16 protein-coding genes are annotated in these 11,203 nt (G+C 66.3%); all 16 read right to left on the reverse strand.

Translation table 11 applies throughout. The features are described from left to right. The coding region (locus tag V5F77_RS27540; protein ID WP_429008269.1) for a hypothetical protein at positions 1-185 on the reverse strand (185 nt) is incomplete at its 3' end. Positions 186-198: 13 nt separating this feature from the next. Next, entirely contained in the window at positions 199-1,089 is an 891-nt protein-coding gene (locus V5F77_RS27545; protein ID WP_429008270.1) for a Mu-like prophage major head subunit gpT family protein, read from the reverse strand. A gap of 19 nt (positions 1,090-1,108) precedes the next feature. Next, a complete protein-coding gene (locus tag V5F77_RS27550) occupies positions 1,109-1,507 on the reverse strand; it encodes a hypothetical protein (RefSeq protein WP_429008271.1) in 399 nt (132 codons plus the stop codon). After that, positions 1,507-2,649, reverse strand: a complete 1,143-nt coding sequence (locus V5F77_RS27555; RefSeq protein ID WP_429008272.1) for a phage protease — start codon at positions 2,647-2,649, stop codon at positions 1,507-1,509. Before V5F77_RS27555 ends, V5F77_RS27550 begins: the two co-directional genes overlap by 1 nt. A 197-nt stretch (positions 2,650-2,846) precedes the next feature. Next, a complete protein-coding gene (locus V5F77_RS27560; RefSeq protein WP_429008273.1) occupies positions 2,847-3,359 on the reverse strand; it encodes a phage virion morphogenesis protein in 513 nt (170 codons plus the stop codon). Continuing rightward, positions 3,356-3,580, reverse strand: coding sequence for a hypothetical protein (locus tag V5F77_RS27565; protein ID WP_429008274.1), 225 nt, complete (start codon positions 3,578-3,580; stop codon positions 3,356-3,358). Before V5F77_RS27565 ends, V5F77_RS27560 begins: the two co-directional genes overlap by 4 nt. Before the next feature lie 20 nt (positions 3,581-3,600). Then, a complete protein-coding gene (locus V5F77_RS27570; protein WP_429008275.1) occupies positions 3,601-5,187 on the reverse strand; it encodes a phage minor head protein in 1,587 nt (528 codons plus the stop codon). Further along, the gene (locus V5F77_RS27575) at positions 5,184-6,818 is read right to left on the reverse strand and encodes a DUF935 domain-containing protein (RefSeq protein ID WP_429008276.1); all 1,635 of its coding nucleotides are present in this window, start codon (positions 6,816-6,818) and stop codon (positions 5,184-5,186) included. The genes V5F77_RS27570 and V5F77_RS27575 overlap by 4 nt, the downstream gene beginning before the upstream one ends. After that, positions 6,818-8,440, reverse strand: a complete 1,623-nt coding sequence (locus V5F77_RS27580) for a hypothetical protein (protein WP_429008277.1) — start codon at positions 8,438-8,440, stop codon at positions 6,818-6,820. The genes V5F77_RS27575 and V5F77_RS27580 overlap by 1 nt, the downstream gene beginning before the upstream one ends. A gap of 2 nt (positions 8,441-8,442) precedes the next feature. Further along, entirely contained in the window at positions 8,443-9,057 is a 615-nt protein-coding gene (locus V5F77_RS27585) for a phage protein Gp27 family protein (RefSeq protein ID WP_429008278.1), read from the reverse strand. A gap of 1 nt (position 9,058) precedes the next feature. Next, entirely contained in the window at positions 9,059-9,355 is a 297-nt protein-coding gene (locus V5F77_RS27590; RefSeq protein WP_429008279.1) for a VpaChn25_0724 family phage protein, read from the reverse strand. Positions 9,356-9,362: 7 nt separating this feature from the next. Next, positions 9,363-9,803: a DUF2730 family protein gene (locus V5F77_RS27595; RefSeq protein WP_429008280.1), complete on the reverse strand. Its 441-nt coding sequence runs from the start codon at positions 9,801-9,803 to the stop codon at positions 9,363-9,365. Continuing rightward, positions 9,803-10,006, reverse strand: coding sequence for a TraR/DksA C4-type zinc finger protein (locus tag V5F77_RS27600; protein ID WP_429008284.1), 204 nt, complete (start codon positions 10,004-10,006; stop codon positions 9,803-9,805). The genes V5F77_RS27595 and V5F77_RS27600 overlap by 1 nt, the downstream gene beginning before the upstream one ends. A 5-nt stretch (positions 10,007-10,011) precedes the next feature. Next, positions 10,012-10,422 (reverse strand): hypothetical protein, encoded by a 411-nt coding sequence (locus tag V5F77_RS27605; RefSeq protein ID WP_429008281.1) that lies wholly within the window; start codon positions 10,420-10,422, stop codon positions 10,012-10,014. Further along, the gene (locus V5F77_RS27610) at positions 10,422-10,709 is read right to left on the reverse strand and encodes a Thoeris anti-defense Tad2 family protein (protein WP_429008282.1); all 288 of its coding nucleotides are present in this window, start codon (positions 10,707-10,709) and stop codon (positions 10,422-10,424) included. The genes V5F77_RS27605 and V5F77_RS27610 overlap by 1 nt, the downstream gene beginning before the upstream one ends. After that, the coding region (locus V5F77_RS27615; protein WP_429008283.1) for a peptidoglycan-binding domain-containing protein at positions 10,702-11,203 on the reverse strand (502 nt) is incomplete at its 5' end. The genes V5F77_RS27610 and V5F77_RS27615, both read right to left, overlap by 8 nt.

The raw sequence follows: 11,203 nt of genomic DNA on the forward strand, positions 1-11,203 counted from the left end.
CGCAGGTCCGCATGCGCGATCGCTTCCGCATCCGTGACCTCGGTCACGGTGAGCAGCGGTTCGTCGCGCAGGCGATCCCAGGCGTCGGCGGAGAAGGCCTCGGCAGGCCAGATGCGGACCGCATCGTGGGCGACGCCGGCGCGCATGAAGCCGGGGCGGGCACAGATGATCTTGAGAAAGGACATGGACGCCTCCGCCTCAGCCCAGGCCGGGCACGAGCAGGGGCTCGACCGTGTTTGCCCAGATGTTGGTCGCACCCGCCGCATTGTTCGCGGCAAGCAGCGCGCGCGCCTGCGCTTCAAGGACACCCGGAAACATCAGGAGCCGAGGGCGGATGTTGAGGATGTTGCCGTCGCGGCGACGGATGGAGGTCATCGCGGCACGCGCCAAGGCGTAATTGGTCGGGTTGAGTTCCGCCCGCGACATGAAGGCGAGCTGCCACATGCCGAAGCCCACGTTGCAGCGCCCGTCGACGCCGTAGATGAACTTCTTCTTGTGGAAGACGTTGCCATCGTCGGGCTTGTCGAGCGAAGTGAGCGCGAAGGAGCGGCGCTTCTGGAAGACGAGCGGCTTCAGCACCTGTGTGTCGTCGATCAGGAACCACGCGGGGCCCGCGCCGTCCTGGTAGTTGCTGACCACGATCGCGCCGCCGTTTTCGTCGAAGCCCGGATGATCCGTGTCGAAGAAATACTGCCCGTCCGAACACAGGACCTGATTGCCCTTCTTGAGAAGGCCAAAGGTCAGCTGGTCGGGAAACTCAGCGGTGTTCAGGCCGAGCTGCTCGGAGATCGGCCCATAGAACCCGATCTGATCGTCTTCGATCTTCGCGCGATCGACGCCGATCGTCCCCTCGAATTCCTTGTTCTTGATCGCATAGGTGCTGCCAGACAGGTCATGAATGACGCGGTCGCCGATCCATTCGCGCAGACCAGGCATATCTTCGAGCTTGGGGTACTCGTTCTGAGCGGCGGTCGAGCTGACGTCCATCGCCACCCGAGTGTACTGGGTGGGCGTGGTGGTCAGGCGGCGGTTGAAGAGGGTCGACAGCGAAACGAAGATCGACCGGAGATTTTCGGGAGTGACGTCCATGGTGTGACCTCATTTGCGCCTAGACGCGGACCCAGGGAGTGCCGTCCTCGATGCCGTCGAGCACGCCGGCCTTGAGGCGGGCGCCCGAGCTGCTGTCGAGGGACACGGTGTTGTCATCGACCGCGTAGACGGTCGCGCCGATGTTGGCGTAGGTCGGCGCGGTGCCGGCGAACGGGACGGGATAGACGCCGTGTTCGCATGGCAGTTTGCCGTCATTGTCGGGGCCATTGCGGTTGTCGGCATGGTGGCGGGCGATCCCGACCACCGCGACCGCGCCGGCGGTGCCGGCCGGGATGGCCAAGCCGGTGGCCGTCACCGCCACCAGCGTCTTGGCGAAGATCCTGACCCCGCCCTTCACGCCATAGGCGTAGGAATCGCCGAGGCGTGTCGGGAGCACCTGATCCTTGGTCGCAGCCATCAGATCGTCTCCATCGCGATGGATTTCAGAGTCTTCGCGTATTCGGCGGGATCGATCCCCATCAGCACGCAGGTCCGCCGCTCGTCGGGGGTGAGCGATGCGGCGTTCCCGCCGTTGGCGGCACTGCCGATCGAAGGCGGCTGGCGCAGGCCGCCGGAATGCAGGTTCGGCATGGCGGCGATCTCCAGCGCGACGGCAACCGGGTCGGCCATGTGGCGGTCGATGTAATGGTCGCGCAGGGGCTTGAGGCTGACCATGCCGGCCTTGATGGCGCCGTCGATGACCAGCACAGCTTCTTTGCGGGCGGCCTCCAAAGAGAGGTTTTCGAGCCGCGTCTGCAGCTCGATCACGGTCGAACGCAGCTGCGACTCGGCGGCGGTGCCGCCGGTGTTTTTAAGGTGCAGCTCGATCTGAGCGGCGGAGACCTTCTCGAAGTCGAGGCCGGCGGTGGCGAGACCCGCTTTCACGGCCGCGAGCTTGGTACCGTCCAACTGGCGGCTCTGCAGCTCGGTGACGATCGCCACCGGATCGGCCGTGGCGGTGAGGCCCGCCGCAGTCGCAATCGCGTTGGTCTGCGCGGCATGCCGATCGATACTGATCTTCTGCGCGTCGATGGCGGCAAGGACTGCAGCCTCCGACGCGTCCGCAGCGAGGCCAAGGGCCTGCCGCGCCTGCGTGATGAAATCCATCTGCTGGCTCCGGTGGAGTGAGGTCAAGGCGGTGAGGTTGGGCGTGTTGACCAGCGAGGCGCGAGCCATGCCGGCCACGACGAAGGGACTGCGCCGTCTGTCCACGTAGAGGGCGGGACTGATGCCGAGATAGGCTTTGTCCTGCATGAGCGCGGTGCCGGCGCCGGTCCATTCGACCCGCCCCCAGATGCCGTCCGTGCGGGCTTGCATCTCGACGACCCAGCCGCGCGCCGGGGAAGGCCCGCCCTTCGGCGCCGAGAGGTCGATCGCGTGATTCTCGTCGATGGCGAGCTTGCCGCCTGCCATCGACGCGGCGATGACCTTCTGCGGATCGGCGAGCACGTAGGGGCCGCGTCCGTCCGTGCCGGAAAACGTGCCGGCCGGGATCAGGTGCACCCACTCGGGCACAGGATCGGATGCCGGAAAGGCGGAGAACAGAAGAACATCGTGCATGAGGGGCAGAGTGCCCGCGCGCGCCGCCGCTTATCATGCCCCAGGGCTGGGGCGGCTCATGTCCGGGGGGATGTTGTCAGGAGGCCGTCAGCGGGCGGGGCGGGCGGGACCATGCTCGGCAGGGACCGCACCCTCTTTTAGCGCCACAGGCGCCTCTTTCGCCTCTTAATCGGCTCTCAAGCCGGAGCGGACCGCTCTCACCTGGACAGGGCTCGGTCCGCCGCGTCGATCAGCGTCTCGACGATCATCACTTCGTCCTCGGCCGAGATGCCGAGATAGGGGCGCGCCGGGATGGTGACGCTGTCGGCCATCACGACGCCGGAGGCAAGCCGGAAAACCAGATGGGAGGCGTTCTTGGGGGTGATCGTGGCGCCGAACTGATGCACCGCCCCATAGATTTGGTTGGTGCCTTCCTCGACCGTGTTGTGCGTGGCCCGGAAGGTGATGGAGCCCATGAGGCCGCCGCGCATGGCGCTCTCGCGCAGGATGCCGGGGCCGCGTTTGAGGGCGGCATAGTCGGGATTGAGCGCTGCCCAGGGATTGCCGTCCGGGTCGGTGGCGGTCTGGAAGCGCGTGTGAGTGCCCTCGCGCAGGCCAACACCGATCGCCCGCATCACGGGCGTGGTGTTGCTCATCACCGCCTGCAGGGCGCGGAAGGCCCGCAGCGCGTCGCCGGCGTCGATGGTGGTTTCGAGGGTGACGCCGCTCACGCGCGATCCGGCCGCCGGGACGTGCGGACATACGGCGTGCCAGCGGCGGCCTCTTCGGCTGCCACCTGGTCCTGGATTCGACGCAGCAGGCCGGCCAGCGGGCTCATGCGGTCGGCCTCGGTCACACGGTCGGCTTCAGGCAGCATTTCGTCGCTCCCGTCGATCAGATCGGCGGGATCGTCCCTCAGCTCCATGAAATCGTAAATGACCTTCTTTGCCACCTTGTCCTGCCGTTCGTGTCCTACCGTCCAAGCGCCTTGCCGAGAAGCGCGCGGTGCTGCGGATTGCGCAGATCCACGGCCCCATACCAGTCGGACCCGAGCAGGATCTGTTTGCCCCAAGGGGCCTGCTCATCCGACAACACCGACACATTGTACATCAAATCGAGATCATCTGAACCCTCGACCGTTTTTGCCAGCTGTGCCCGCTGTTGCGGGTCAAGCTGATCTCCCATGCGATCGAAGAACTTGCGCATCCGGCGCGGGTCGTCGGCGGCGAAGCCGTTGCGCGCCCAGACATAGCCGCCCTTGTCCAGATTGGCATGCACCTCGACACGCGCCACGCCCAGCCGGTCATATGCGTGGAAGCTCGTCTGCAGCATCCGCCGTGCATGGCCGCCGCCCTGATGCTTGGGATCGACCCAAAAATAATCGTGCTCGACAACCAGGCCCTCGGCGCTGCGCCAGAATGAGCGTTCAAGGATCACCTCGCGATGCTCCAGGCTCAGCTTCAGAACGTCGGGACCACTCATGCGCCACTGGGCGGTGACTTCAAGCTTTTCGGGCACGCCGGCCATGAGTTCGGCGGCGAGCTTCTTCGCCTCGGTTTTGTTTCGGAACAGCCCGAACTGCAACGCCTCTGGGCGGACGTCCAGGGCGAATGGCGTCTTGCGCGGGCGCGGCGTCCAGGGCCACGCACCATCGGCCGGCGGAGGCGCGGGCGGAGGTGCAGGTGGCGGAGCTGGTGGTGGCGCTGGCGGTGGCGCTGGCGGTGGTGGCGGCACGGGTGCACTTGGTGCCCCAGGTGCCGCAGATCGCCGTCGACGCACGGGCGCGGTGGGTGTGGGGGCAGGAGCCGGGATGGGCGCGACCGGCTTCGCCGCCGGCACCGTCAGGGTCGCATTCGCCGGGATCTGCGGCGCCTTGCCCAGCCATTCTTGCCCGACGTTGTAGTCAAAGCCGGGATCGATTCCCTCCGGCACCTCGGTAATCTCACCGGTCCGGCGGTTCACGTGCTCGATGAGATTGACCTTCGGCGCCGTGTCCGGCCCGCTCTTGCCCATGCGCGCCAGGCCGCGCGCTGACACCGAGCGTATCCAGCACCCGCAATGATAGCCGTTGGGCGTGTAGTGGGTTGTCCACCAGCCGTCGTCGGCCCGCAGGGTGGTGCCGTTCCAGCCCAAGTGCTGCAGGCGCGGATGCAGCGCGCCGGAATGGACATATTGCCAGTAGGGGAAAGCGGCGAGGGTCTCGGGCTCGACCTGCTGGGCGTATCGGCCGGCGGAATAGGCCATGCCGAGATTGACGTTGTAGATGAGCCGCGCGCGATAGCCGGCTTTGCCGGTGTGCGCCCAGCCGTGCTTTTCGACGATGCCATCGAACTGCTTGCGGAAGTCCTGGATGGACGTGCCGTTCTCAAGCGCCTTCGCGACCGCCGAGCGGAAATCGCCGACCAGCGCCCGCGTGGTCGCGCCGGCGACGGTAAAGCTTTTGACGTTCGCCTTGCCAAAGACGTCCGTGTAGCTTTCCGAGGTGACGTTCGTTTTGGCGCGCAGATAGGCGATCGCCTCGTCGAACGGCAGATCGACGGCGCCGAGGGTGGTGGTCACCCCTCCCCCCGCAACTCATCGATGAGCGCAGCCTGTCCCACCAGGTGGGCGAGGACCATGCCGCGCTGCATGACCTCGGCAAACCGCGCCGGGTCGAGGTTCATGCGCTCCAGCCGATTGGCGAGGTCGCGCATGTCGGCCGCCTCCTCGAAGGCCGCGCGGATCTCCGCCGTCATGCTGGCCATCACGCCCTGCATGTCCAGCGAGAGGCGCCGCTCCATGCGGTCCACATATTCCGGGTCTGGCGCGGATGCGTGGAGCGAAAGCAGGTGCCGCGTCAGCTGCCCTTTCGGCGGGACGGTGGGCGGCACCGCCGGCGGCGCGGTCGGGTCGATGGGCTCGCCGGGCGCCGGCGACGGTGGCAGCTGACGGCCACCGATCATCGCCACGGGCTTGCCGTCCGTGCTCTCCTCGGCCTCCGTGAAGCCGAGGCGATCGCGCACTTGGCTCGCCTCCACTTCCAGGCCAATCGGGCCGAGCTTGTAGAGCGCGTCGACCACCTCTTTGATCGGCAGCTCGTCGGGCCGGCCAATCACCAAGCGTGGATATTTCGACTGCGGGCCGAAATTGAAGGCCACCATTTGGTGCACGAGCTGTCGCGTCAGCGTCGCCGAGGCAAGCTTCGCGTCGGCCCGCTCCATGTCCTCCTGAACCAGCCGGTGCTCCTGGCCCACGGCGTGCCCGCCGGCGATCGCGTCCGTCGTCGCGGTCTGGCCGAGCACCAGCTTCGAGATTTGCCGATCGATCCAGTCCGCCCGCTTTTCGTATAGCTCCGATCCGTCGGCCGCGTTTTTGATCTCCACGAACTCGATGAGCATCGAATCGGGGATGATCGCGGCGCAGTCGCCGGCGATGTTGGCGACCGCGCTCCAAAGCACGTCCTTGTCGGCATCCGTGGCGCCGGGGCCGTACTTTCCCACCCGCACCGGCTGACCGTAGTTCTGCACAAAGACTGCCCAGTCGCGCAGCGTGAAGGCCTTGTACATCCAGCCCCAGGACGCGACGCGGGCGAGGCCCGAGCGGATCGACAGGCCGGACTTAGCCTTGTGCCGGTGCACGAGGAAGCGATGCGCCGCCAACGGCTCCTTCGTCGCACCCTCCCGCAGCATGGGGATGTCGAGCGAGACCTCGTCCAGTTCGAACCAGGCTGGATTGCGGTGCGTGAGGGCTTTCGGGGCGACCAGCTCGGGCGTGCTCTCCCATTCGACTTCGAGCACCGAAAACCCTTTACCGATCGCATCGAAGAGGTCGAACAGAGCCAGCTCAAGCACGCCTTCCTTGAGCCATTCCCGGACCAGGTCGGCATGCTTCACATGCGCGGGATCATCGCTCGCCGCCTCCACCGTGATGGGCAGCTGCGCGACCTGCCGCTTGCGGGTGCCGAGCACGCCCAGATAGTGCATGTCCCGTTCTTCGATGTCCTCGGCCAGCTCCAGATAGGCCCGCGTGTCGCCGCTCGCGGCCGCGCGATGAATCGCGGCGAGGCGGTATGGCGTGAGCCCGTCGGCCGGGTGGCCGGAAATGGGCGAGCGCACGCCGGTGAGCGTGGGCCCGGCCTTGGGCGGGCCGAACAGCGCGTCCAGGTCGACGCGCTTGCCGTCGGGGCCGAGGATGGTGGATAGCCGGGCCATCAGAGGCCTCCTCGCATGCGAGGCAGCATGAGGCCGCCCCTGTGATCGCCTGAATGGTCCGGCCGCATGAAGTCGCGACCGCCGGCGCCTTCCATGGCGGCGGCTGGGCGCGGCACCGGGCGATAGCCGTATTCGCCGATATCGACCGTCGTGCAGGCATGGGCCAACACCGCCGCGACCGCGCTGTCGCCGTGGCGGAACTCGCCGTCGACGCCCTTCACGTGCTGGTCAGACATGCCGGGGAAACCGGCCTTCAGAACCACCAAGCGGTGGTCGCTGACGATGTCCTCGCCGGGCGGCAAGAGGAAGCTGAGATCTTCCAGGGACGACTTGTAGAGCGGGAAATTCAGCGCGTACCAAGCCGCCGTGAACATCACGCATTCCACGCGCTCGATGCCGAATTTCTGCGCGGCCGCTTCGGCGTGGCTCTGCCCGTTGCCGCGCGCATCGAGCTTGGCGAGCCATCGCGTGAGACGGTCGAGAATCTGGAAAAGAATGTACTGCTGCACGTCGAACGGCACGCGGCGCAATTCGATCTGGAACGACGAGCACCAAGTCGCCACGTCGCCTTCTTCGGCCACCAGGATGACTGAAAGATCGCCGTTGCGGCCGAAGTCCTGGCCGAGGGCGTGGCGCTTTTTCGGATCGAGATTGTCCAGCAGCGGGGCGACGTTGTCGCGGAACCACTCCTTTGCGACGTCGAGGCGGTTGTCATCAAGGAAGAAAACTTCCGGCACCGCCCATGACACCACCGGGATGCCGTCGCGCTGTGCCCGCTGCACCAGGGCGCGCGGCAGGTAGACTCCGGACGACTTGCGCGGAATCGCTTCTAGCTCCTCGTCGCGCGCCTCGTGGCGCGGGCCGTAGGAACGAAGGATCTTCCGCAGCCAGGCGCGTCCGCCCTCCTCGGAATATTCCCATCCGCGCATGAGGCAGACGCGTTGATAAAGCCCGTTCTTCACTGCCCGCGAGAACGGGATGTAGTGGATGGAATAATCGTAGAGCTTGGCGACCGTGTCCTTGATCAACTGATTGAAGGCGTTGTCCTCGCCGTTGTGCGAGCTGATGATGCGGATCTTGCCTCCCCAGATCAGCAGCGCGTTCACGGCATCAATGACCGCCGCAACATCCTGATGGAACGCCGCTTCGTCGATGACGACGATACCCTGCAAGCCGCGGATGTTGGCCGGCCGGGACGAAAGGGCGATCACGCGAAAGCCCGAGGCAAAGGTCACGCGCCATGCGGTGATGAACTTGCTCTCGCCGGACGGCAGCTTGTCCTCGAAAAGGAACTCCTCGACGCTGGCGCCGAGTTCTTTCGAGACCACGCGCGCGAAATGCGCGACATACCGAATGAATTCGAGGCCCTTGTCCTTCGTGTCGGGAATATAGAAGACGTTGTCGCCACCGCCCGATTTCGAGGTCGCAGCCGTGATGCAGTCGTCGAGCGCCTCGGCATAGGTGATGCCGGTTCGGCGCCCCTTCGCCGCAAGCTTGAGATCCGACTTATCCGCGATCCACTCCACCTGATGCTGCATCAGGATGCCCTCGGCGAGCGGATCGTGATCCTCCGGCAGGTCGCGCGTGGGAAAAAGCGTATCGAGGACGTCGAGGTCGGACACGGCTATTCCTCATCCGCCGGCCGGATGCGCGGCACGCTCTGCCCCGGCTCTTTCGGGGGCAGAGGGCGCACACCGAGGATGTCGCGCCGGATCTGCGCCGCTCGTTCGGCAGAAATGCCGCCTTCTTTCTCGACGCGGTCAATGACAGCTGCGGTCTTCTTGGCAAACTCGGCATGCAGCTTCTGGCGCCGATCGGTCGAGATTTTCTGCGCAGACACGGTCGCCTGAAACGCCTGTGCGATTTCCTTGGCGCCCTTCGTCCCCTTCACGCCGGTGCCGTCGTGCACCAGCTCCACCAGCATGGTCTTGATGAATTCGCCGAGAATGACCGTGTTTTCATCCACATCGTCAGCTGTGAACTGACTGGCGATGCCCTTGAACATTTCACGGGCGCGCTGCATCCGAGTCTGTGCCGCCGCCCGGTCGGCCGCCGCGCGATAGAAAGACGAGCGGGAAACCAGCTCGATGCCCTTGTCGGCAAGTCGGCCGTTGAACTCTGACAGGATTTCAGCGGTTGTGCGCTTGCGCGCCGCCAGCTCCTGGCAGGCCCACACGACGTCGTCTTCAGCTTCGGCTGGCAGCAGATCCAGGCTGTCGAGGCGCCCACGGCCGGCCATGTCAGGCCTCCGCCGAAGGGCGGGCGACACCGGCTATGACCGAGCGCCGCTCCACGTGGTCGGTGCCGGCGCGCAGGATCTCGGCCACGAGCACGGATCCCACCGCTGTGGTGCGGATGGCCCCAAGTTCTTCGAGCTTGAGCAACTGGGTCCGCACCCATTCACGCGAGCGGCGGTGGCCGAAGACTTCCAGCACCCGCGTGATCAGGGTGTCGTTCAGGCGGCCGTCCGTCTGAGCGGCCAGCTCCTTCAGGATGGTGAGACGGGCGTCTTCGGTCAGGTAATCAGAAAAGCTCATGGCGCCCTCACGCTGCACTGCTGCGCGCGCGCTCGGCGCTGAGCAGGTAGTTTTCGAGCCGGCCGGTGGTCTTATCCACCGCCTTCATGGTTTCGTTCATCGCCTTGACGTCGCCCTTCATGTCGCTGACGGCGAGGTCCAGTTTGTGCACCTGCTCTTTGGTCGGCAGGTGCTGGAAATCGTGCTCCAGCTTGGCGACGCGATGATCGACCTTGCTCACGTCCTTCTCGATCTGATCGAGCTTCGCCTGCTGCGTCGTCACGTCGGGCTCAAGCGTGGCCACGCGATGATCCACCTTGCTCACGTCCTTCTCGATCTGGTCGAGCCTGGTCTGCTGCGCCTTTACGTCGGCGCGGCGCGAGGAAATCCGGAAAATCCAGATCGTCACGATGACCGCCAAGGCACTCATCAAGGTCGGCGCCCATAGCCGGAAGTCTTCCAACGTCATCACAGCCCCCTCTGCCGCCGCTCGGCGATGGATTGGCAGGCGAGGCAGCGTGTCGCCCAGGGTGCCGCGCGACGACGCGCCGGCTCGATCTCGGCGCCGCAGGCCTCGCACGCCTCCGTGCCCTCGCCCTCGGTGCGGGCCCGGACGCTAGCGATCTCGGCGCGGCGCAGGCGCTCGTCGAGCTGCTGGGCGATGTCGATCACGTCGCTCAAGCGCGCCTCCGCATCAGGCCTTCGGCGATCTTCTCGAATGGCCGGGTGACGAAATAGGCGGCGACGATCCAGCCGGCCCATTCGTCCAGCGGCTTCGGCAGGGCGGCGATGTTCCAGCGAAACAAGAAAATCGAATCGAGTATGACCAGCCACCACCAGGCCAAAAGCGGGTACACGAACAGCGGGCGGATCATCGCCGTCACCCACCATCCTTGCTCGGCGATGACGATATCGCCGGCGACGCGGCGGCTCTCCACCTCCGCCTGCACGGCGCTGATGGTGATGTCGGTGCGCAGGCGCTCGTGAGCCAGTTCGGTGTCGGCGCGGGCGCGCAGCGCGCCGAGCACCTTATCCAGCAGGCCGCCGGAGAGGAGGCGCAGGAGGAAAGCGAAAATCCCCGCGAGCATCAGGCCACCTCGGAGGGCGGCAGGGCGCGCCAATCGGTGGCGAGCAGATCATCCTGGCTCGGCGTCCAGTGTCCGCTGTGGCGCGGCAGCACACGCCGCCAGATGGCGCCGATATGCGGCTGTGGTCCGGGCACGAAGAACAGGTAGCGCGGATCGCTCAGGCGCCGCGGATCGTTGCCAGTCTGGTCCCACGCATCGCGCGTGACGGTTCGGCCCGCGCGCAGCAGGGCCATGGCGGCGCCGATGTCGAGGCGGATGGTGGGGAGGTTCGGGGCGGGACTAGACATTGCGGTCGGCCCGGAACTGCTCGACGCGCCGGGCGACGATCTTGCCGCCGAGATAGATGCCGGCGCCGCCGGCAAGCACCGCGAGCATGGACCAATTGGCCGAGGCCCAGGACAGCAGGCCGGCGGCGCTGTCCACCAGCGGGCGCACGGCGCTTGCGGTATCGAGCGCCTGTTTCGCACCATCGAGCACGCCGGTCTGCTGGCCCACACCGCCGAGGCCGAGCGCGACGAGGGCCTTGGCGCCGAAGGAAATCTGATCGGCGGTCTTCACGGTACCGGAGCCGGCGGCGCGCAGATCGGCGGCGGTGGCGGTGGCGCGCTGCAAACCGATCTCGCGGCGCGGCGTATCCGGGTCGGCCAGCTTGGCCTTGGTCTCTGGTCCGTAAAGGCCGTCCACCGTCAGGCCGTTGTCCGCCTGGAAGCTGGAGAGCGCGCCGACAGTCTTGCTGCCGATCCGGCCATCGACCATGCCGACGCCGGTGTAGCCGAGGTCC

Origin of the sequence: Roseixanthobacter psychrophilus (genome assembly GCF_043195195.1) — a bacterium.
GTDB lineage: Bacteria > Pseudomonadota > Alphaproteobacteria > Rhizobiales > Xanthobacteraceae > NCEH01.